The following is a 20,250-nucleotide window of genomic DNA, read 5'->3' on the forward strand; positions in this document are numbered from 1 at the left end:
TTCAATGCAAAACTTAAGGCTTTTAGAAGTGTATTTCGAGGAGTTAGAGATACTACCTTTTTCTTATATCGGGTGATGAAATTGTATGCTTAAAAATTATTACCCCCCAAACTTTCGGTATGATCCTGCGAATGCTTTTGGGATTAGGATTTTCTAAAACTTTTGAAAGGCTATTCTCAGCCGTAGGTAAGCCCTCTGCAAAGGGGATTGATACGGGTGTGAAAGGGGTGTGAAAGGGGTGTGAAAAGGGAGAAGGTGAAAGAAGGTAGGAAAGGTTGGTGGATTTGTCATCGTGTTGCCGTCGTGCTGTCATCGTTTTGTCATGGTGAGGGGGGGGGGTAAAATGTTTGCAAATTTATTGGAAGGTGATGACATAAAGTGGCATTGCTTGTTAAGCATTGCTTACAAACTACGGCACGCTTTGTTAGTAAACTGCGGCCCTCATTACTTATCGTTGCGGCAAGTATTGTCATCGTGAGCGGAGTCGAACGACTGGTACGTCAGTGCAATCAATAATATATAGTTTTTTTATAATAGCAAGTTTGTGTAATTGATTAATAATGAGAAATATCGTGTTTGATTGCACTGACGTACCAGTCGTTCGACTCCGCTCACGATGACAACACTCCGACAGCACGATGACAGCAAAAATACTCCCCCCTCCTGACCTCCACCTTAATATCGCTAGTAATCGAAAAAATACCGCTATTTTTTGGGGCTATATTTAGGCATGAATAAATATTGTTCCCCAGTAATATTTACCCTAATTGCACTACTTACCTTTTCCTCTTGCAAAGAAGAATCAGTCCCCTTTGGCCAGGTGCCAGGCTTCCCTTCTACGGTTTATTATAGAAAAGGAAATCGGACCGGTATTACGATTCGATCCAAAAGTAACATCTATTGGCGGCTTACGTCTATGGCTTTTCAAGGGCATAAGATACAGGATGAGCTATGGGATACCTTCCCCGGCCTCAGCTACCAAAGTAACATTCCGAAAGCTACAGATGAATCCTTAGACCACTTAGCAGGCATCTATAAGGTGCAATACAATTGGTTTACCTGGGAAAGGTTGAACGACACGAGCATCAAGATTGTCTTAAAGCCCAATATGACCAAAAAAGATCGGGTATTAAAATTCTTCCTGACAGGTGATACCGGACAAGAAATGGTGAAGGTAGTACAGAAAGCTGACTAGGCCGAATTGGTTTGATTATCCTTTTTCAGGAGGTAAGTCGCCAAATCTTTTGCATTAAATAGGAGGATTGCGGCCAAAATAACACTCAGCAAAGGGGTTATCAAGTCTATATTTTGCTGGAAAATGATTTCCTGATTATGCTGTACAGCCTGCACCTTGCTCCATATATTCCTGATTAAATCGGGTAAAGCTTGTACTAAAAAATAAATGGCCAGCAATTGCATGCAAATCATTAAGAATTGCTTTTTATCAGGTGCGGGCGCTGCATCCACTTGTTCGCTAGGTTTTACTCCTATAATAGCTAATACCTTTTCCGTTCTAAAGAGAAAAATAAATAAAAAAAACACATGCATCAAAAACTGAAAGATATAGGGTACCATGACCAGCACAGGCGATCGTGCGTCTAAATCAGATTGGCTTAAAAATAAGAAAAAACTGATCTCAGAAGTGCGCTGAAAAATGGGGGTAAATAAAGATAAGCCAAGGATTTTGATCCCAATATATAGCCAGTCGTAGCGTTTCATAATTAGTCTTAATTAATATTTAAACTAATTTACTAAAAATATTTCGCCCAACAGGCTTAAAAGAAGATGTTATAGCCCAAAGAAAGGCGACCGTAAGGATACTCACGATGGTAATCAGCATATTGCGGATCTTTAAAATGCCCTTGCAGGTTGAAATAACCTGAGCTAACATTAATAGACCAGCGTTTATACAATCGTAAGCTGGCCTCCACGCTTAGGCCATGTAAAATATAATAGGAATCATTGCCTGAAATGGTAAAGAAGACCCCACCGTTATAATCAGCACTTAACAGAAAACGATTGATCAGCATCAACTCCCCTTTGAACCTGTAAGATGCCCCGGGCCCGTAATTATAGTTTCGACTGGCCCCATACAGCAGGTAAGGATCGGGTACCGCAGCGAGAACCACCGCACCAGCACCTACACTAAGGTTCAGGCGGTTTCCCTTTTTATACCGGAACTCCGACAGCCAGTTGTAATTGATGCTTTGGGCACCATAGAAAAAGGAGTCGTTATTGATAAAATCGTAATGGGCATTTAAGGTTCCAAAATGATTTCCACGTTGCGATTTAAAGAATTTAGCACCATAGAGCAAGGCATGCACATTCACCATATTAATGAAAGAGCTATCCCCTGTTCCGAGTTCCAAGGTTACGGCGAATTGATCGAATGGTCGTTTATAATTATGGTCGCCATTGGAATATTTAAAGCGTAATCGGCCATAGAAGGAGTTTTTTCCTTTGGTCAGGAAATCGCCGTCCTTTGCATCAAAGCGTCGGATACCGGCATCTACCTCGGCAGAGATTATAGAGGAATCGACCAGGAAGTAATCTTCCACTTGCTTGCCCCATTTCCCATCCAACATGCGGTTCAGGCCATGCACAGGGTTTACCAGGGTGGCCACTACCTCATTTCCGATCCGGTTATGGTGGCTTCTGTTACGGGCCAGGATATTGCGCGATACCCGGTGCATCATTTCGCCGAGTAAAATCCCACCGAAGGTGGTGTTCACCAAATCGTTAATGGAAGGATGCTGGGTTTCGCCGGCGGTTTCCCAAATATAACTGCCTGCCACCGTAGCAATACTGGATTGATAGAAATTATAGCCATTGCTGCGGAAGGCGTTGAAATAGATCTGCCCATGAAAGGGATGGTCGATTTGGTTGGTGGTAAATTGATTATCATCCCAATCCCAAGCCGATAGCCGTTGATGGTCTAAGAAATTCTGAAAAGAGATGTAAGAATAGGGATCGCGGGTGATGAAGCGGTTGAAGGAAGCGGGCAAGGCCTGCGCTAAAAACCACTCGGCACCAGCTCGCCAAAACTTCTTCTCGCGTTTGGGATTCAGGTTGTAGGTCAGGGTATCCTTTAAGAAGGCAGGATCTTTAAAGTAAGCTGTATCTGTTTGTAATGTTGGAAGGCTATCCACCTGCGCGCAAGCTGTACTTACACGGAAAAAAACACCAATTAAAAGAAGAATGATAATGAAAGAAAAACGCAATGTTGTGTAATTTTTAATGTGTCAACAAAATTAACTAATCTTTAGCTATTTCCCCAAACAGGTAAATTGGCTCCTACACATTCCCTAAAAAGCTTCGGTATACAAAACCTCATTTTCAGGCAAACAGTTTTGACTATCAGGGGTTTTATTTATATTTAAGGATAACCAAAACGATAAACATCATGAAAAAAGTACTTTCTATGCTAGGCCTCTGCTGTTTCAGTATACTTCTATATGCACAATCTAAGGTAGGTTTACATGGCGTTTATCTCGCTAAAAACGGCCAACAAAATGAATTATGGCTGTTCGCGGATGGTTATGGCTCGCATATTTCCTACGAAAACAACACATACGGCTCCACCTATGGCGGTCCGGTAGCACTCACCGAGGAGGGCATACGCATCACTATTGAATATAACGATGCTAACCCGCAGGAAGTGGGGCAAACCAAAAACATAAAGGCCCATGTAAAAGCGACAGGCCTACAGATTGGTAGCTTAAACTATATAAAGCAAGTCGCCAAGAAGCAAGACCTGGATGGCTTATGGCGAATTACAGGAAGAAAGCAGGAAGACAAGATGTCGACCATTAAACGTGGCGACCGGAAGACTATTAAGCTATTGGTGGATGGCTATTTCCAATGGATTGCCATCAATCCGGCAGAAAAAGGATTCTACGGAACCGGCGGTGGGCAATACAGCTTTGCCAATGGTAAATACGTCGAGCATATTCTGTTCTTCTCGAGAGATAATGGCCGCGTAGGCGCTAAATTAGACTTTACAGGCGAGCTGAAGAATGGGGAATGGCATCATTCCGGCAAATCATCCAAAGGCGATCCGATCTATGAAATATGGTCTCGCGACCGGGAATAAACATGAAAAGGAATGAAAAGAAGTTAAAAAGCCTGGATATTGAAAGTATCCAGGCTTTTTATATGCATTTACCTTCGGGTTTAACCAAATAGGTCGGAGCTTAAGTAGCGGTCGCCTCTATCGCAAACAATAAACACGATAAGGCCCTCTTCCAACTCGTTGGCCACTTGCAGCGCCGCATGGAAGGCTCCTCCAGAGCTCATGCCGGCAAAGACGCCTTCCTGCTTGGCAAGCTCGCGTGCCTTTTGGGTTGCGTCGCTTTGTTTAATATCGATCACACGGTCCACACGGCTAGCATCGTATATCTTAGGTAGGTATTCCTGGGGCCAGCGACGGATGCCCGGAATGGATGATTCCTCGGTTGGCTGGCAGCCGATGATTTGAATATCCGGGTTTTGTTCTTTTAAATACATGGAACAGCCCATAATGGTGCCGGTGGTACCCATGGCACTGACAAAATGGGTAATCTTTCCTTCGGTATCCCGCCAGATCTCTGGTGCGGTGGTTTTAATATGGGCTTCGTAATTATCGGGATTCGCAAATTGATTCAGGATAAAGTACTCGCCGCTTGCGGCCTTTTCTTCGGCATAGTCGCGGCATATTTCCATGGTTTCCAATAGGGTTACCTTCGCACCAAAGGCTTCCATGGTTAAAGTACGCTCGCGGGTGGACGTCGATGGCATCACCAACTCCAGCGAAAGGCCAAACATAGAAGCTATCATGGCCAGGGCGATGCCGGTATTACCGGAGGTAGCCTCGATAAGCTTGGTGTCTTTGTTAATTTCCCCGCGTTCCATCGCGGAACGAATCATATTTAAGGCCGCGCGGTCTTTCACCGATCCGCCCGGGTTGTTGCCTTCTAGTTTGGCATATATTTTCACCTTTGGGTTGTTGTGGAATCTGGTAATTTCCACCAAAGGGGTATTTCCAATAGTTTCTATAATATTTCCCATTATACGATTGGTTTTGAGTCTATAAATTTTGAATTGGCTTGGTGATATACGGTGGTGTAAGGCCCTACACTGGAGGTTAACCACACGTTTCCGCCAATAACAGAATGATGGCCTACCACGGTTTCACCACCCAAGATGGTAGCACCGGCATAAATAATGACATGGTCTTCAATAATCGGGTGTCTTTGGGTATTCGAGAGGCTTTTATCGACGGCTAAAGCGCCCAAAGTGACCCCTTGGTACAGCTTTACATGCTTGCCGATAATACAGGTTTCGCCGATAACAACGCCGGTTCCATGGTCGATATGCAGGTATTCCGCAATGCGAGCCCCCGGATGGATATCAATCCCGGTTTTTGAATGGGCATACTCGGTTAATATACGTGGAATCAGCGGGATGCCGAGCAACAGCAGCTCGTGCGCCATGCGGTAGATGCAGATGGCCAGGAAGCCCGGATAGGTGCGTATGACCTCATTGAGGCTTTGCGCAGCCGGGTCGCCATCTAAGATGGCTTGTGCATCGGTGAGCATCGTTTCATAGATTGCGGGTAGATGCTTAAAGAAATCGGAGGCTACCTGCTTCACATCGCAGTTGCCACAGGCTTTGGTTTTCAATAAGAGTTGATACAGCTCGGCCTCTGCCACTTGGAAGGCAGCAGCAACATCGGCTACTTCATGGTAGGTATGGGAATTGCGCTCCGGAAACAGCAGGTGCATCAGGGAAACTGCCCATTGGGCAATTTGTTTATTGCTGGGCATATCTTGAACAGCTTGCTGTTTCTGGTAGATATGTTCGTAAAAATCTTTCATGGGGTAAACTTGTTTTTGCTGGTTATAACACCAGTTTTTCAAATAATTCTTGATGAGTTGCAGCAGCATCGACACATAGGCCCGGGTGAACAGCAGAGCACTGGATAAGGGTGCTGCGATAGGCCGTCAACCAGCGAAAGCGCTCCGTTTGATCGAGCTGTGCTAATGCACCGCCGGCGTTTTCGCCACGGCAAACAGCACGCATGGATTGCAAATGGGCTTCGATCTGTGCAAAGTCGATATCCTTGGCCAGCGCACAACATCGCTCCGGGTCTACTTGGTAGATGATTTCAGCATAACGCTGCTTGCGGCAATATAACAATACCCCGATATTCATAAACTCCTCCCGCTCTACACGTGGAACCAACCGCACAACGGCATATTCATATAAGGTTCTATCTGCCATACTGAATCTGATTGATAAAGATGGACGATTGCGCAGCACGCTGCGCGATAAACTCGATATAGACCTGGCGTACCGCATCGGCATCTAGCCCGCGAACCTCATCGATTAGCCACTCATCAGGAACAGCGTTTAGCACCTTGGCGATGTTCTCTTGATTGAACAGCTCGCGGTATTGCGCATCTATGGCTTCAACGGCAGTCGCCTGCTTGAGTAATACATGATCATTTATCTGCACGAAGGGCTTGCTAACCTGCTCTTGCCAATTGTCCCAGCTGTGGTGAAAATAGAGCGCGGCACCATAATCGATCAGCCAGAGCTCTTTATGCCAAACCAGCATATTGGTGTTCTTCACCGTACGGTCTACATTCATCAATAAGGCATCCAGCCATACGATCTTAGAGGCTTCTTCCGCCGCTATCTCATCCACATTGGCATCAAAGGTGATGGCACCATTCAAGAAATGGACGCCCAGGTTTTTTCCTACCGAGAACTTTAATAAGTCTTGAATCTCCTCATCGGGTTCGGTGCGGCCGAAGCCTTCATCTAAATCGGCAAAGACCATCTCGGGTACTCGCAGCCCTAAAAAGCGGGCAAGCTCACCTCCGATAAACTCCGCAACCAAGGCCTTCTTGCCCTGTCCGGCACCCCGAAACTTAATCACATAGCTAAAGCCATCATCGGCATCTACTAATCCGGGCAAGGAACCGCCCTCCCGAAAGGGTTGTATATATCGGGTAATGGTAACTTCTCGGATTTCAGGACTTTGTATCTCCATAGTTTTTATCTTATGCTTTGCGCACAGGCTTAGGGTTTCGATAACATCAAATTTAAGCGAATCCCCTATTTAAAGGTAATGGAAAAGCAAAAAAATAACGTAAAGCAGGAAAAATGTACACTAATCTGACCTAAAGGTCTAGGTAATTCTAGCTATATTTGTGTCACTCGAGATTAATTGTGATAAATTTTATGGATACTACTACAGCTTATAAGCAGGTCATCAGCCATTGCCAGGATTTATTTTTGAAGAAAACAAAAGACTATGGTACGGCCTGGCGGATAATGCGTCTCTCTTCGATTACCGATCAGCTTTATATAAAAGCGCAAAGAATCCGTACCTTAGAAGTGAAAAAGGTGTCCAAAGTGGGCGAAGGGGTGCTGGAGGAATACATCGGCATCGTCAATTACTGCGTCATTGCCATGATGCAGCTGGAATTGGGCGAGGATGGCGAAGAAAACCTACCGGCAGATTTCGTGGAAGCCAAATACAACGAGAAAGTGCAGGAAACACTGGACTTAATGCTGGCAAAAAATCATGATTACGGTGAAGCATGGCGCGACATGCGCGTGTCTTCCCTCACCGACCTTATCCTGATGAAACTGCACCGCGTAAAACAAATTGAAGACAATGGCGGCCAAACCCTCGTATCGGAAGGATTGAAAGCCAATTATCAAGATATGCTAAACTATGCCGTGTTTGCACTGATTAAATTAGGTTTAGCAGCAAAATAAAGAACATGACATACACAAATAGCTTTCCGCAAAAGCAAAGCAAGAAACCTATCTTATGGCTATGGATCCCCCGACTTATCGTCGGACTGCTCTTTATCTTCTCCGGGTTGATAAAAGCAAACGATCCAATGGGGTTCGGCTATAAACTGCAAGAGTATTTCCATGTGTTTGGCATGGGATTCTTAAACGACTTTAGCGACTGGATCGCCATCATCATCTGTGCCTTGGAAATTATTTTGGGTGCCCTTTTGATTCTAGGCATAGCCGGTAAGAAAGTGGCCTGGGGACTGCTGATCCTGATTATCTTCTTTACCTTCCTGACTTTTTACTCGGCCTTCTTCGAAGCCGTAAAGTCTTGCGGATGCTTTGGCGATGCGATTCCCTTAACACCCTGGGAATCTTTCATTAAAGACTTAGTGCTATTGGCTTTGATTATCCCCTTGTTTATCTATCGGGATCGGATTACGCCGATTATCAAAAGCTTATTCACCAGAAACCTCCTTACCCTATTTATCATTATCGCTTCCTTTGGAATCGGTATTTACACCTTGTACTTCCTTCCTTTTGTTGATTTCCTTCCCTACAAAGAAGGCAATAACATCCCGGAGCTAAGGAAGATTCCGGAAGGCGCCGAACCTGATGTTTATGAACATGTGTACCAGTTGAAAAACAAAACAACCGGTGAGGTTCGAAAAGTTACAGATAAGGAATATCTAGGCGATAAATTGTGGGAAGACGATAACCTGGAAGTTATTGGCGAACCGGAAAGCAAACTGATTAAAAAAGGATTCCAATTGGCGATTCCTGATTTGATCATCTCGGATATGGAAGGCACCGACCGTACGGATGAAATCACCAGCAACCCCTACTACAACTTTATCGTGGTAAGTACGGATTTGACTAAGCTATCGCCTTTAGATTTTAAGGCCTTGGATAAGATCAATACGACCATTCGTGAGCTTTCTGAAGATTATAACATCCGAGCGATTCTGGCGACAGCATCCTCATCGGATGATGTGAACTACTTGAACGATCAGATGGATTTGGTTTTGGAAACCTTCTATGTAGATGCTGTTCCATTGAAAAGCATGGTGCGGTCGAGCCCTGGGTTCTTACTCATGCTGAATGGCACCGTGGTTAAAAAGTGGTCGAAGTACAACTTCCCGTCCAAAGAAGTGTTGATAAAGAACTATTTCGATAAGATACAATAATGGATCGACCGATATTTTTAGTGGGTTTTATGGGCTCCGGGAAAACAACCTGGGGAAAGAAATTAGCGTCTGCCCTCGAAGTTCCTTTTATCGATATGGACCATCTTATTGTCGAGAAAATAGGCATGAGTATTCCGGAATACTTCAAAGCCCATGGCGAAGACGCCTTTCGGGAATTGGAGCAAGCCGTAATGAAGGAGCAAGAAGGCCGTGCTGGCATTATATCTACCGGGGGTGGCACACCTTGTTTCTTTGATAACATGGACTGGCTGCTAGATCATGGAACGGTATTATACCTCAACCATAGTGCGAAGTCGTTGTGGAAAAGGCTCAGCCAATCGGATGTGAATAAACGTCCGGCCTTAAAAGGCTTTACAGGCGAGCAGCTCTTGGCTTTTATTGAAGAGAAACTACAGGAAAGAGCGCCTTATTACAACCGGGCGCATATTCATGTCGATCAAATAAATACTTCCTTAGCGGAATTGCTAAACATTGTTAAAGACTATCATCAAACGCATGAGAAAAAAGACTAGCTTCTTTCTTTTTGTTGTTACTGGCTGCACGCTATTGCTTAGCGCCTGCTTTCGCGGCGATATGCAAGGCAATACAGACCAGTATCCGAAGGTTTCCAATCGGTTTAACATCCAGACCATGGATGAGTTCTACGACTTCCTGACCTTTCGGGAAGGGGCTTATCCCTTGGTGAGTGCGCACCGTGGCGGTGCTTTCCCGGGCTACCCCGAGAACTGCATTGCGACCTTCGCCGAAGTTGCCAAAGAGATGCCAGCCATTATCGAATGTGATGTACGCATGAGTAAGGATTCCGTGCTGGTGCTGATGCATGATGAAACGCTGAACAGAACCTCTACAGGGAAAGGAAAAGTGATCAATAAAACCTACGCAGAGCTGCAGGAGCTGAAGCTAAAAGACCCGTCGGGAAAAGTAACCCGCTACGGCATTCCAACACTGGAGCAAGCCTTATTGTGGGGAAAGAATGCAGTGATTTACACCTTGGATGTGAAACGTGAGGTGCCTTATGAGCTGCTGGTGGACATCATTCGGAAGACGCAGAGTGAAACGAGTAGCATTATCATTACCTATACGGCGAATCAAGCGGCTGCAGTAAATCGCTTAGCCCCGGATCTGATGATCTCGGCCAGCATCAAATCTATGGATGATCTCACCAGACTCTACGGCTTAGATATTCCAGACACCCGTTTGGTTGCTTTCGTAGGGACTGCAGAACCCGATACCAGCCTGTACAATAACTTACGCAGACATGGCATCCGTTCTATTTTAGGAACCATCGGCAACTTAGATAAATCAGCTAAGAAAGCAGGTTATCAACGCTATGCTGAATTTGTAGACCGCGGTGCAGATATCCTATCTACCGACCATCCGATGGAGGCTGCAAAAGCCCTATCTTTTTACATCAATAAGCGTAATATCCGCTCAAAATACATTCAATAGCATATTCATGGCCATACAGGTAGCACAGTTGACAAAGACTTATGGAACGCAGAAAGCCCTTGATGGGATTAGCTTTGAAACGCAATCGCATAAGATTATTGGGTTCTTAGGTCCCAATGGTGCTGGGAAATCGACCTGTATGAAAATATTGACGGGTATCTTGCCTGCAACATCCGGAACTGCCAAGCTATTGGGCACTGCGGTAAGTCAGGATAACCTCGCCTTAAAAAGGCGCGTTGGCTACCTGCCAGAACATAACCCCTTATACCAAGACATGTATGTGTTGGAGGCCTTGGCCTTTGAAGCAGACTTGCAACAAGTGCCTCATAAAAAGGAAAGAATAGCAGAGGTTATCAAAATAACGGGCTTAAGCTTAGAGCAGCATAAGAAAATCCAACAGCTTTCTAAGGGTTACAAGCAGCGTGTCGGATTGGCATTGGCGATTATCCACAATCCGGAAGTCCTGATCCTGGACGAGCCTACCACCGGTCTGGATCCTAACCAGATTATCGAAATCCGTACTTTAATTCAAAACCTCGGCAAAGAAAAGACAGTCCTACTCTCCACGCATATCATGCAAGAGGTAGAAGCAATCTGCGATGAAGTCATCATCATAAACCGAGGACAGCTCAAGCTGCATAAAACCAAAGCGGAACTGCAGCAGGAATTTCCGAACAAAAGCATGGAAGACATCTTCGTGCAGTTTACCCAATAACAACTTCCTATTTTCTTTCAATTTTCGAAAAGACTGCTCATCAGCAGTTAAATTCAACGAATATCCCTTCGTTTTTTATTGAAAATTAACAAAGAGAGAAACATTTTATCTAGTCTCTTGTTTATACTATATAAAAACACGAATTATATGAAAAATCTATTACTTACCCTAGCCCTTTCCGTTGGTTGTATTTCATACAGCGCAGCGCAAGTACAAATTGACACAAGGCCGCAAACGTCGGCTGATGTAGGCATGTCTCCCATCAAACAAGGAAACTGGATGGTCGGTGGCTCTGTGGGAAGCTTAGGTTATAGTTTTGAGTCGAAATCTTTCAACATAAATTTAAGCCCCCGCGCAGGATACTTTGTTACCGATGGATTAGCCATTGGTGCACAAGCCAACCTAGGACTACGTACCGTAGATGAAGGTGATAACGAATGGGGATATGGTATTGCGCCATTTGTTCGCTATTACTTCCCTGGTGGCGCTAGTGCTTCCGGTCGATTCTTCGGACAAGGTGATATCGGTATCGGTGGTTCCTCGGCCGGCGATAATGTATCGCTGAACCTCGGTGCAAACGTAGGTTATGCGCACTTTATCACCCAAACGGTAGCCTTAGAAGTAATGGCAGGCTATAATTATTCCAAAGCAAACATCGACGCGGCGAATAAAGCCTCCGGCTTAGGCGTATCCTTAGGATTCCAAGTATACTTACCTGGAAGACGCTAGGAAAGAAAATTAGAAACACATAAACAGGGATGGGCCTTTCGGTTCATCCCTGTTTATATTTTAAGCCTAAAGCCAAGCAGCAGTAGGCCGAGAAGTTCAAGCTGCCACATGCATTTGGTTTTGTTCCCATCAGGTATTTTTCTAATTTAGAGGGCAAAATAGCGCACGCCCTTGTACAGTATTTTCAAAAAAGAAATAGCAAATTATTTCAATGCCTATACAGGCTTCCTAGCGATAGCCTTGTTCCTGTTAATAACCGGACTGCTATGCTGGATATTCCCGAATACATCCATCTTAGAGGCTGGATATGCCAGTATGGACAGCTTCTTTAACCTCGCTCCATACGTCCTGATGTTCTTAATACCCGCCATTGCAATGCGTAGCATTGCCGGCGAACAAGCAGACGGAACCTACGAGCTCTTATTGAGCCGCTCCATTAGTATCCAACAATTGGTTGTAGGGAAGTTTCTAGGAGCCTCTGCCATTTTCATCCTGGCGCTAATCCCGACCTTGCTCTACCCCATCAGCTTGTATTTCCTGGCAAATCCGGTAGGAAACATCGATACGGGCGCTATCATTGGCTCTTACATCGGCTTGCTTTTTCTTGGTCTTAGTTATACCGCTATCGCCATTTTCTGCTCCAGCCTCAGCAAAAACAGCATTGTAGCCTTCTTATTGGCGGTATTTGCCTGCTTTTTCGTTTACTACGCCTTCGATGCCATCAGTCAGTTCAGCAGCCTATTGCCCTACGAACAAGGCATCAAGCGCTTCGGCATTCAAGAGCATTACCTCAACATCAGCCGCGGCGTGCTCTCCGCGGGCGATTTACTCTATTTTATATCGCTTAGCCTGGTATTCCTGGTATTTACCATCGGCCACCTGCGCAGGCATTATACCCCAATCCGCAAAACAATGCTACGCTACGCCTTGGTTGTACTGGCCGTCCTGATAGTAAACCAACCCTTTGTTACCCGTAATCTGGGTCGTTTAGATTTTACAGCCGATAAGCGCTTTACCCTATCCGATAGCAGCAAGGAATTGCTCAAGTCGTTAAAAAAGGATATTCAGGTCACGGTATTCTTGGATGGCGACCTTCCGAATGGATTCAACCGCTTGAAAGAAGCGAGCCTAGACATGCTGACCAACCTTCGCGCCTTTGCAAATGTAAACATCAGCTATAATACCATCGATCCTTTAGAAGGATCAGAACAAGAGCGGCAGGAGTTTTCCAATGCCTTAGTTCAACGCGGATTATACCCGACTAACCTGAGTGTAAAAAACGAAGGCGGCCTATCGCAAAAACCGATATTCCCTTGGGCGATAATCGGGGATGGCAAACAGGAAGTCGCCATTAACCTATTACAGACCAAAATGGGACTGCCCCCGGAAGAAGTGTTAAACAATTCCGTGCAGAACCTGGAATATGCCTTCGCAAGCGCCATTAAAAAGCTAAACGCAGGATCTATGCCATTTATAGGTTTTACTGAAGGCCATGGCGAGCCCAGTGATCTGCAGCTTTACGACGCCATGCAATCCTTAGCGAGCACAGGGCAGGTTGGACGAGTAAACCTCGACTCCATGAGCTATGCCTCCTTGGATCAGCTATCCTTATTGATTATCGCGAAACCACAATTGCCCTTCTCGGAAGCGGATAAATATAAAATCGACTACTTTGTACGTCGTGGGGGCCGCTTGATATGGGCCATTGATCCAATAGATGCCAGCTTGGATCATCTCCGGAAAATGGGCAGCCAGCCTTTGGTAACCCAGCAGTTGAATTTAGACGATCAGCTGTTTACTTACGGGGTACGGATTAATTACGACCTGATTGCCGACTTGAATTGTGGCCAGATACCGGTTACTGTAGGTCAACTATCTGGACAGCCGCAGATCGAATTAGCCCCTTGGTATTTCTTCCCGATTCTGGTACCAACCAGCAAAGCTGCCCTGGTGAAAAACCTCGACGGCATCCGTACGGAGTTTATCAGCAGTTTAGACACCCTGACAAGCCCTGGCATTAAGAAGGAAATCCTGTTGACCTCCTCCCCTTTCTCCCGATTGCTGACGCCTCCAAATCAGATTGGACTGGACATGATTGATGAGCAACCCGACCCGCAGAAGTTTAAAAGTAAGCCGATTCCGGTTGCTGTGATGCTGGAGGGCAACTTTCCATACCTGTATAAGGATCGGCCAACACCGACAGGCATTGCGGAACCACGCGATTTAAATCAGCTTTCTAAACCGGCCAAGATGTTCGTTATCAGTGATGGCGATTGGCTAATCAACGCGATCAATCAATCCGATCAATCGCCTTTCCCATTAGGATGGGATCGGTATACGCAGCAGCAGTTTGCCAACAAGACCCTGCTTAGCAACTTGACGGATTACCTTTTATACGATGAATCGCTCATAGCTTTACGCAATAGAGAGGTGAAATTGCGTTTGTTAGACCAGGCCAGCCTGAAGACCAACAAGGTTTTCTGGCAGTTGACCAATGTGGCGGCACCCATCCTCATTTTACTCATTATAGCCTTTTTGCAGCAATTGGCACGCAAGCATAGATACGCAAAAAGAGCTTAAGGTCAATCCCTTAAGCTCTTTACAAAAAATAAACAAAAAATAGTGTTAAGCCTTCTTCATGCTGCCCGTTTCATTGAAACGAATATGCCAGCTGAAGCTCTCCTCCAATAAGTGTGGGGTATGCCCACCCCGGACACATGCCCGATCGAAATAAGATTGTAATTCTTCGCGATAATCCGGATGCACACAGTTGTCAATAATCTTCTGCGCACGCTCACGCGGTGCTAATCCACGTAAATCTGCCAAACCGATATCAGTTACTAATATATCCACATCATGCTCTGTATGGTCGGTATGCGACACCATTGGCAAGATATGCGATATTTTATTTTCCTTCGAAGCCGACTGTGTAACAAAGATACTTAGATAAGCATTCCGGGCGAAATCGCCAGATCCACCGATACCATTCATAATTTTCGTCCCCCCGATATGCGTAGAGTTCACATTGCCATAAATATCAAACTCGATGGCGGTATTGATAGCGATAATACCCAATCGACGAATTAAGCCCGGGGTATTGGAAATATTCTGCGGACGCAATACAAACTTATCCCGATAGCGTTGTAGATTGCCGAACACGCGCTCGTAGCAAGCCGCAGAAACAGTAACCGAAGATGCCGAGGCATAACTTAGTTTGCCGGCATCCATTAAATCAAACGTACTGTCTTGCAATACTTCCGAGAACATGGTTAAATCGTAAAAATTACTGTGTTTAAACCCGGTTAACACGGCGTTGGCCACCTTCCCGATACCGGCCTGAATCGGCAATAAACGATCGGTTAAGTGTCCTAAGCGCACCTCTTCTTCAAAGAAGTTTAAGATATGCTTCGCAATGGCTGATGTTTTTTCATCGGGTTCTGCAATATCTGCCGGACTATCGTGTTGGCTTGTAAACACAATAGCGGCCACCTTATCCGGATTTAAAGGGATAGTTTTCCGGCCAATTTTATTCCATGGGGCAACAATAGGAATCACGTTACGGTGTGGGTAATCTTCCGCCTGATAGATATCGTGAATACCATACACTTCCTCAGGAATGGAGGTATTAATTTCCAGAATTACCTTTTTAGCAAGTGCAGCAAAGGTTACCGAGTTTCCGACCGAAGTAGTCGGCACGATGCTACCATCACGATCGATATAGGCCACTTCAATGACAGCGATATCCACATCGGGCAAGTTTTTATTATGCAATAATTCAGCGCTTTCACTTAAGTGCTGATCGATAAACAACACTTCCCCTGCATTAATCTTAGCCCTTAATATCGGGTCTACCTGGAAAGGCATCCGTTTTTTTAACGCCCCGGCTTCGGCCAATTTCCCATCGGTACCATGACCTAGGGACGCCCCTGTCATCAGGGTAATTTTAATATTTTCGTGTTTCGCACGTTCCGCCAATGCGGGAAGAACGACTTTACTATCTCCAGCTTTGGTAAATCCACTAGAGCCAACCACCATCCCGTCTTCAATAAGCTTCACGGCTTCTTCGGCTGTAGTAACTTTGTCTTTGAGTCTTTCTAAACGTATTCTTTCTAACATTTTAGTACAATTTGGCGCCCTATTGCTAGAGCCGGGCAATATTAATCAATATTTTAATTTTAAAATTATCCATAATAGACAGTTAATTATTGCTTGCTTAAAAAAAGTAAGTAATTACTAACTGGCATTAGGAGGAATAAGTAAGCGGCAATACCCTCAGTATGAAGTGGGTAAAAGCGGTAAAAACAGCACTATGCCTGCTGTTGCTCGTAAATATAAAAAAGAATTCAAGATATGCTGGTGATGAAAATCATAAAAAAAACTGAGTTGACACTTACAATAAGTGCATTGGGTAGTTAACGTTTTGGTTTTATCAATAAAAAACTTGAAATTTATAACTCATAAATACTTTTTTCTGGATGCATAAAGAATATGTTGACAAATATTACCTGACAGAAGTAGATACTTTTGAACAAAGCATCTATTGTCATCATGCGGTGATGGGGGAACACCACGTGACGGAACACTTCCACAGAAAAGGTCAATTTCTCTATACCGAAGGTGGCGTGGTATTCTTAAAAACTCCGGAGAAATCTTATTTTCTACCTGCCCGACATTATATCTGGATACCCGGAGGTGTGAAGCATAGCATTCATCCCAGCGGCCCACAGGTGGTGATGCGGAACCTGTATTTCCCAAAATTTGCAACGGATACCGCCTTTTTCGATAAGATAAATATTTATCCGGTAAACGATCTGCTCATTGAACTCATCATGTTTACCAACCGTTGGAACGGCAATATCTTCCCCGAGGAAGAGCCTAAATTTTCCATCGCCAAAGCGTTCAAACTGATCTTACCCGAAATATCACTGACCGAACTTCCCCTTGCACTACCCTACCCGAAGAACGACAAATTAAAACTGATTGTAACATACTTAGAGCAAAACATTGCCGAGAACATCAGTTTTAAATCCTTAGCCGAACATTTCGACATCAGCGAACGCACCTTAGCCCGCCTGTTTCAGAAGGAGCTCAACATGTCTTACATTCAATATTTCACGATTTTAAGGATGCTGACCTCCCTCAAATTATTGTTGGATGAGAAACTAAGTGTGAACGAGGTGGCCCTTCGCGTAGGCTACAACAGCTTGCCAACCTTTAGTAACACCTTCAATAAGGTAATTGGGGTACGGCCAAGTGAATATGTTAAAAACCGAAACTTACTTTTATAATTTCTATACGAGATGAAATTCAGATCCCTAACCCTAGGCTTAGTCTTGGGCTTGTTCTGCGCTTGTGGAACACAGGCTCAGGTAGGCAAAAACCAAGTAAAAGCACCAAAAGCAATCCAATTATTCAATGGTAAAGACATCAAGAATTGGACGCCCAAAATACGATTGCATGAAGTTGGTGATAATTACGCCAATACCTTTCGCGTAGAAGAAGGCCTGTTGAAGGTTCGCTACGATGGATATAGCGACTTTAACCAACAATATGGCCACCTGGCCTACAACAAACCGTTTAGTTATTATATTTTAAGGGTTGAATATCGTTTTGTAGGCGAACAAACCAAAGGTGGTGAAGGCTGGGCATGGCGCAACAGCGGGGCAATGCTGCATGGGCAAGCGCCGAGCAGCATGTTAAAAGACCAAGATTTTCCCATTTCCATTGAAGGACAATTGCTGGGTGGCGACGGTAAAAATGCACGTACCACATCGAATTTATGTACCCCGGGTACCAATGTTGTTATCGACAACAAATTGTTTACCCCACATTGTTTAAGCTCGACCTCAAAAACCTACCATGGCGACCAGTGGGTAACGGCTGATTTTGTGGTATTGGGCGATTCCCTGATTCAACACATCTTAGACGGCCAAGTGGTGCTTGCTTATAACAAACCGCAAATTGGTGGCGCAAATGTGGGGCCGGTAGATCCAAAACAGAAGGTTGACGGCACCCTATTAAAAGAAGGCTATATCTATTTGCAAAGTGAAAGCCACCCGATAGATTTCAGAAAGGTGGAATTGTACGACCTGAGCAAATACCAGGGCGATGCTGCGAAATTAGACCAGGTGATTAAAGCGGTATTACAAGCTAAATAAGCTGGAAGCCCAGCAAGACATAAACATAAAAGGCAATCTTACGATTGCCTTTTTTAATGCGTTTTCGAGCACAAACAAGAAAAGGGATGTGAAAACACCCCTATTATATCTTTAGGAAAAAGCGGACAATTAACCTAATTTATTAACGAATTTCGCTAATTTAGATTTGTTGTTGTTTGCTTTTTTCTTGTGAATTACATTTTTCTTTGCCAAACGATCTAGCATAGAAACCACGCGTGGATATAATGCTTTCGCTTCTTCAGCATCGGTAGTAAGACGTAATTTTTTGATCGCGTTACGCGTAGTTTTTGCTTGGTAACGGTTTCTTAGACGCTTCGCAGCGTTAGCTCTAATTCTTTTGATCGCTGATTTATGATTTGCCATTTCTCTTAGCTATATATTTTATTATCTTTTTATATTAAATTTCGGAATGCAAAAATAACATCTAAAAACTAATATTCAAAATCATTTTTAAAGTTTTCGAAATCCCTATCTTTGTGCATGCAAAAATTATCCATGGATCAGCTGAATCGAGTTGATGTAGAAACCTTTAAGAACCAAGAGAAAACCCCCTTGGTGATTGTTTTAGACAATGTTCGCAGCATGCATAACGTCGGTTCGGCCTTCCGCACTGCAGACGCTTTTGCCGTAGAAAGAATTTTACTTTGTGGCATTACCGGAACACCTCCACACCGCGAAATCGAGAAAACAGCACTCGGCGCTACCCAATCGGTAACCTGGGAATACTATAAAAACAGCATCGATGCCGTGCATCAGCTCAAGGCGGAAGGCTATACCCTCTTGGCCATCGAACAGGTGGAAAACTCCGTTTCCCTCGACGAATACCAACCCGATCCGCAACAGAAATTAGCCCTTATCTTCGGAAACGAGGTGCATGGCGTGGAAGAAGAGGTGATTCAAGTGGCCGATACATGCCTGGAAATTCCTCAATTTGGCACCAAACATTCCTTCAATGTATCTGTAACGATAGGAATTGTATTGTGGGATTTCATAAATAAACTGAAAATTATTAAGAAATAACAAAATACATCGCTTCTTGATTTTTAGAAGTCAGTACAAAATAGTAGATTTGCGTTGCAAAAAATAAGACAAAATGAGTGTATTAGTAAATAAAGATTCCAAAGTAATCGTTCAGGGTTTTACCGGTAACGAAGGTACTTATCATGCATCTCAAATGATTGAGTACGGTACAAACGTAGTAGGTGGTGTGACGCCAGGCAAAGGTGGACAATCCCACTTAGACCGTCCAGTATTCAACACCGTACAAGACGCTGTTGATAAAACAGGAGCTAACGTATCGATTATTTTTGTTCCACCAGCATTCGCTGCAGATGCCATTATGGAAGCTGCTGCTGCAGGTATCGCGTTGATCGTGTGTATTACAGAGGGTATCCCTACTAAAGATATGATTCAAGTTAAATCTTACTTGAGCGACAAAAACTCTCGTTTAATCGGCCCTAACTGTCCTGGTATCATTACAGCTGAAGAAGCAAAAATTGGTATCATGCCAGGCTTTATCTTCAAAAAAGGTAAAGTAGGTGTAGTTTCTAAATCAGGTACTTTAACATACGAAGCGGTAGACCAAACGGTAAAAGCGGGATTAGGTATTACTACAGCTATCGGTATCGGTGGAGACCCTATTATCGGAACGACAACGAAAGAAGCGGTAGAATTGTTGATGAACGACCCAGAAACGGAAGGCATTATCATGATCGGTGAAATCGGTGGTGGTATGGAAGCTGAAGCTGCTCGTTGGATCAAAGAAAACGGTACTAAACCAGTAGTAGGCTTTATTGCTGGCCAAACAGCGCCTCCGGGACGTCGTATGGGCCACGCTGGTGCTATCGTAGGTGGTGCAGATGACACAGCTGCTGCTAAAATGCAAATTATGCGTGAATGCGGTATCCGTGTAGTTGAATCACCAGCAGAAATCGGAAAAGCAATCGCTGAAGAATTAGCTAAATAATTCCAGCTTTTTAACCCATATAAATAGCGCTTACCTGTAGGTAAGCGCTATTTTTTGTACCCTATACCTTGAGGCTGTCTTTTTACGGATCATACCGAAAGTTTGGGGGGTAATAATTTTTAAGCATACAATTTCATCACCCGATATAAGAAAAAGGTAGTATCTCTAACTCCTCGAAATACACTTCTAAAAGCCTTAAGTTTTGCATTG

21 protein-coding genes are annotated in these 20,250 nt (G+C 44.3%); 13 read left to right on the forward strand and 8 right to left on the reverse strand.

Features of this window, described 5'->3' with window-relative positions:
• The first annotated feature begins 730 nt into the window (after positions 1 to 730).
• Positions 731 to 1,195, forward strand: a complete 465-nt coding sequence (locus GQF63_RS19125) for a hypothetical protein (protein WP_160370860.1) — start codon at positions 731 to 733, stop codon at positions 1,193 to 1,195.
• Here GQF63_RS19125 and GQF63_RS19130 read toward each other — a convergent pair.
• Positions 1,192 to 1,719 carry a hypothetical protein gene (locus tag GQF63_RS19130; protein WP_160370861.1) on the reverse strand — a complete coding sequence of 176 codons (528 nt, stop codon included), beginning with the start codon at positions 1,717 to 1,719 and terminating at the stop codon, positions 1,192 to 1,194. The two genes, GQF63_RS19125 and GQF63_RS19130, sit on opposite strands and share 4 nt — an antisense overlap.
• Before the next feature lie 56 nt (positions 1,720 to 1,775).
• On the reverse strand, positions 1,776 to 3,221 hold the full coding sequence (locus GQF63_RS19135; RefSeq protein ID WP_160370862.1) for a DUF3943 domain-containing protein: 1,446 nt from the start codon (positions 3,219 to 3,221) through the stop codon (positions 1,776 to 1,778).
• A gap of 182 nt (positions 3,222 to 3,403) precedes the next feature.
• Here GQF63_RS19135 and GQF63_RS19140 point away from each other — a divergent pair, with 182 nt between their 5' ends.
• Positions 3,404 to 4,093 (forward strand): hypothetical protein, encoded by a 690-nt coding sequence (locus GQF63_RS19140; protein ID WP_160370863.1) that lies wholly within the window; start codon positions 3,404 to 3,406, stop codon positions 4,091 to 4,093.
• Positions 4,094 to 4,173: 80 nt separating this feature from the next.
• Here GQF63_RS19140 and cysM read toward each other — a convergent pair whose 3' ends face one another.
• The 4 genes from cysM to GQF63_RS19160 are packed head-to-tail and all read right to left on the reverse strand — an operon-like array spanning position 4,174 to position 7,036.
• Complete coding sequence (gene cysM / locus GQF63_RS19145; protein ID WP_160370864.1) at positions 4,174 to 5,046, reverse strand: cysteine synthase CysM; 873 nt, start codon at positions 5,044 to 5,046, stop codon at positions 4,174 to 4,176.
• The gene (locus GQF63_RS19150; protein WP_160370865.1) at positions 5,046 to 5,855 is read right to left on the reverse strand and encodes a serine O-acetyltransferase; all 810 of its coding nucleotides are present in this window, start codon (positions 5,853 to 5,855) and stop codon (positions 5,046 to 5,048) included. The genes cysM and GQF63_RS19150 overlap by 1 nt, the downstream gene beginning before the upstream one ends.
• Positions 5,856 to 5,877: 22 nt before the next feature.
• Entirely contained in the window at positions 5,878 to 6,261 is a 384-nt protein-coding gene (locus tag GQF63_RS19155; RefSeq protein WP_160370866.1) for a DUF3037 domain-containing protein, read from the reverse strand.
• A complete protein-coding gene (locus tag GQF63_RS19160; RefSeq protein ID WP_160370867.1) occupies positions 6,251 to 7,036 on the reverse strand; it encodes a HipA family kinase in 786 nt (261 codons plus the stop codon). The genes GQF63_RS19155 and GQF63_RS19160 overlap by 11 nt, the downstream gene beginning before the upstream one ends.
• A gap of 191 nt (positions 7,037 to 7,227) precedes the next feature.
• Between GQF63_RS19160 and GQF63_RS19165 the strand changes: the two genes are divergently transcribed.
• The 7 genes from GQF63_RS19165 to gldG all read left to right on the forward strand — a co-directional run bounded on the left by GQF63_RS19165 (position 7,228) and on the right by gldG (position 14,475).
• Complete coding sequence (locus GQF63_RS19165) at positions 7,228 to 7,770, forward strand: DUF1599 domain-containing protein (RefSeq protein WP_160370868.1); 543 nt, start codon at positions 7,228 to 7,230, stop codon at positions 7,768 to 7,770.
• Between the two features lie 5 nt (positions 7,771 to 7,775).
• Complete coding sequence (locus GQF63_RS19170) at positions 7,776 to 8,981, forward strand: BT_3928 family protein (protein ID WP_160370869.1); 1,206 nt, start codon at positions 7,776 to 7,778, stop codon at positions 8,979 to 8,981.
• Positions 8,981 to 9,514, forward strand: a complete 534-nt coding sequence (locus GQF63_RS19175; RefSeq protein ID WP_160370870.1) for a shikimate kinase — start codon at positions 8,981 to 8,983, stop codon at positions 9,512 to 9,514. Before GQF63_RS19170 ends, GQF63_RS19175 begins: the two co-directional genes overlap by 1 nt.
• Positions 9,498 to 10,451, forward strand: a complete 954-nt coding sequence (locus GQF63_RS19180) for a glycerophosphodiester phosphodiesterase family protein (RefSeq protein WP_246163619.1) — start codon at positions 9,498 to 9,500, stop codon at positions 10,449 to 10,451. Before GQF63_RS19175 ends, GQF63_RS19180 begins: the two co-directional genes overlap by 17 nt.
• Positions 10,452 to 10,458: 7 nt before the next feature.
• Positions 10,459 to 11,166, forward strand: coding sequence for an ATP-binding cassette domain-containing protein (locus GQF63_RS19185; RefSeq protein WP_160370871.1), 708 nt, complete (start codon positions 10,459 to 10,461; stop codon positions 11,164 to 11,166).
• Positions 11,167 to 11,313: 147 nt separating this feature from the next.
• Positions 11,314 to 11,895, forward strand: coding sequence for a porin family protein (locus tag GQF63_RS19190; protein ID WP_160370872.1), 582 nt, complete (start codon positions 11,314 to 11,316; stop codon positions 11,893 to 11,895).
• A 171-nt stretch (positions 11,896 to 12,066) separates the two neighbouring features.
• Entirely contained in the window at positions 12,067 to 14,475 is a 2,409-nt protein-coding gene (gene gldG, locus GQF63_RS19195; RefSeq protein ID WP_160370873.1) for a gliding motility-associated ABC transporter substrate-binding protein GldG, read from the forward strand.
• Between the two features lie 45 nt (positions 14,476 to 14,520).
• On the opposite strand, the gene scpC is transcribed toward gldG, so the two are convergent.
• Positions 14,521 to 16,011 carry a succinyl-CoA:acetate CoA-transferase ScpC gene (scpC, locus tag GQF63_RS19200; RefSeq protein ID WP_160370874.1) on the reverse strand — a complete coding sequence of 497 codons (1,491 nt, stop codon included), beginning with the start codon at positions 16,009 to 16,011 and terminating at the stop codon, positions 14,521 to 14,523.
• Between the two features lie 359 nt (positions 16,012 to 16,370).
• Between scpC and GQF63_RS19205 the strand changes: the two genes are divergently transcribed.
• Complete coding sequence (locus GQF63_RS19205) at positions 16,371 to 17,183, forward strand: helix-turn-helix transcriptional regulator (RefSeq protein ID WP_160370875.1); 813 nt, start codon at positions 16,371 to 16,373, stop codon at positions 17,181 to 17,183.
• A 12-nt stretch (positions 17,184 to 17,195) separates the two neighbouring features.
• Positions 17,196 to 18,053 (forward strand): 3-keto-disaccharide hydrolase, encoded by an 858-nt coding sequence (locus GQF63_RS19210; protein ID WP_160370876.1) that lies wholly within the window; start codon positions 17,196 to 17,198, stop codon positions 18,051 to 18,053.
• 129 nt (positions 18,054 to 18,182) lie between these two features.
• Here the strand turns inward: GQF63_RS19210 and rpsT are convergent, their stop codons facing one another.
• Positions 18,183 to 18,437 carry a 30S ribosomal protein S20 gene (rpsT, locus tag GQF63_RS19215; protein WP_160370877.1) on the reverse strand — a complete coding sequence of 85 codons (255 nt, stop codon included), beginning with the start codon at positions 18,435 to 18,437 and terminating at the stop codon, positions 18,183 to 18,185.
• A gap of 117 nt (positions 18,438 to 18,554) precedes the next feature.
• On the opposite strand from rpsT, the gene GQF63_RS19220 reads away from it, so the two are divergent.
• Positions 18,555 to 19,094, forward strand: coding sequence for an RNA methyltransferase (locus GQF63_RS19220; RefSeq protein ID WP_160370878.1), 540 nt, complete (start codon positions 18,555 to 18,557; stop codon positions 19,092 to 19,094).
• Between the two features lie 73 nt (positions 19,095 to 19,167).
• Positions 19,168 to 20,040, forward strand: a complete 873-nt coding sequence (gene sucD, locus GQF63_RS19225) for a succinate--CoA ligase subunit alpha (protein WP_160370879.1) — start codon at positions 19,168 to 19,170, stop codon at positions 20,038 to 20,040.
• Positions 20,041 to 20,250: the final 210 nt, after the last annotated feature.

Source organism: Sphingobacterium humi, assembly GCF_009768885.1.
GTDB classification, from domain to species: Bacteria; Bacteroidota; Bacteroidia; order Sphingobacteriales; family Sphingobacteriaceae; genus Sphingobacterium; species Sphingobacterium humi.

Excerpts from the sequence above, each read along its gene's own strand:
- rpsT (WP_160370877.1), bottom strand. The coding sequence starts at position 18,437 with ATGGCAAATCATAAATCAGCGATCAAAAGAATTAGAGCTAACGCTGCG.
- GQF63_RS19125 (WP_160370860.1), top strand. The coding sequence starts at position 731 with ATGAATAAATATTGTTCCCCAGTAATATTTACCCTAATTGCACTACTT.
- GQF63_RS19150 (WP_160370865.1), bottom strand. The coding sequence starts at position 5,855 with ATGAAAGATTTTTACGAACATATCTACCAGAAACAGCAAGCTGTTCAA.
- GQF63_RS19170 (WP_160370869.1), top strand. The coding sequence starts at position 7,776 with ATGACATACACAAATAGCTTTCCGCAAAAGCAAAGCAAGAAACCTATC.
- GQF63_RS19155 (WP_160370866.1), bottom strand. The coding sequence starts at position 6,261 with ATGGCAGATAGAACCTTATATGAATATGCCGTTGTGCGGTTGGTTCCA.
- GQF63_RS19185 (WP_160370871.1), top strand. The coding sequence starts at position 10,459 with ATGGCCATACAGGTAGCACAGTTGACAAAGACTTATGGAACGCAGAAA.
- GQF63_RS19190 (WP_160370872.1), top strand. The coding sequence starts at position 11,314 with ATGAAAAATCTATTACTTACCCTAGCCCTTTCCGTTGGTTGTATTTCA.
- GQF63_RS19130 (WP_160370861.1), bottom strand. The coding sequence starts at position 1,719 with ATGAAACGCTACGACTGGCTATATATTGGGATCAAAATCCTTGGCTTA.
- sucD (WP_160370879.1), top strand. The coding sequence starts at position 19,168 with ATGAGTGTATTAGTAAATAAAGATTCCAAAGTAATCGTTCAGGGTTTT.
- GQF63_RS19165 (WP_160370868.1), top strand. The coding sequence starts at position 7,228 with ATGGATACTACTACAGCTTATAAGCAGGTCATCAGCCATTGCCAGGAT.
- GQF63_RS19175 (WP_160370870.1), top strand. The coding sequence starts at position 8,981 with ATGGATCGACCGATATTTTTAGTGGGTTTTATGGGCTCCGGGAAAACA.
- cysM (WP_160370864.1), bottom strand. The coding sequence starts at position 5,046 with ATGGGAAATATTATAGAAACTATTGGAAATACCCCTTTGGTGGAAATT.
- GQF63_RS19180 (WP_246163619.1), top strand. The coding sequence starts at position 9,498 with ATGAGAAAAAAGACTAGCTTCTTTCTTTTTGTTGTTACTGGCTGCACG.
- GQF63_RS19140 (WP_160370863.1), top strand. The coding sequence starts at position 3,404 with ATGAAAAAAGTACTTTCTATGCTAGGCCTCTGCTGTTTCAGTATACTT.
- GQF63_RS19205 (WP_160370875.1), top strand. The coding sequence starts at position 16,371 with ATGCATAAAGAATATGTTGACAAATATTACCTGACAGAAGTAGATACT.
- GQF63_RS19160 (WP_160370867.1), bottom strand. The coding sequence starts at position 7,036 with ATGGAGATACAAAGTCCTGAAATCCGAGAAGTTACCATTACCCGATAT.
- GQF63_RS19210 (WP_160370876.1), top strand. The coding sequence starts at position 17,196 with ATGAAATTCAGATCCCTAACCCTAGGCTTAGTCTTGGGCTTGTTCTGC.
- GQF63_RS19220 (WP_160370878.1), top strand. The coding sequence starts at position 18,555 with ATGCAAAAATTATCCATGGATCAGCTGAATCGAGTTGATGTAGAAACC.
- scpC (WP_160370874.1), bottom strand. The coding sequence starts at position 16,011 with ATGTTAGAAAGAATACGTTTAGAAAGACTCAAAGACAAAGTTACTACA.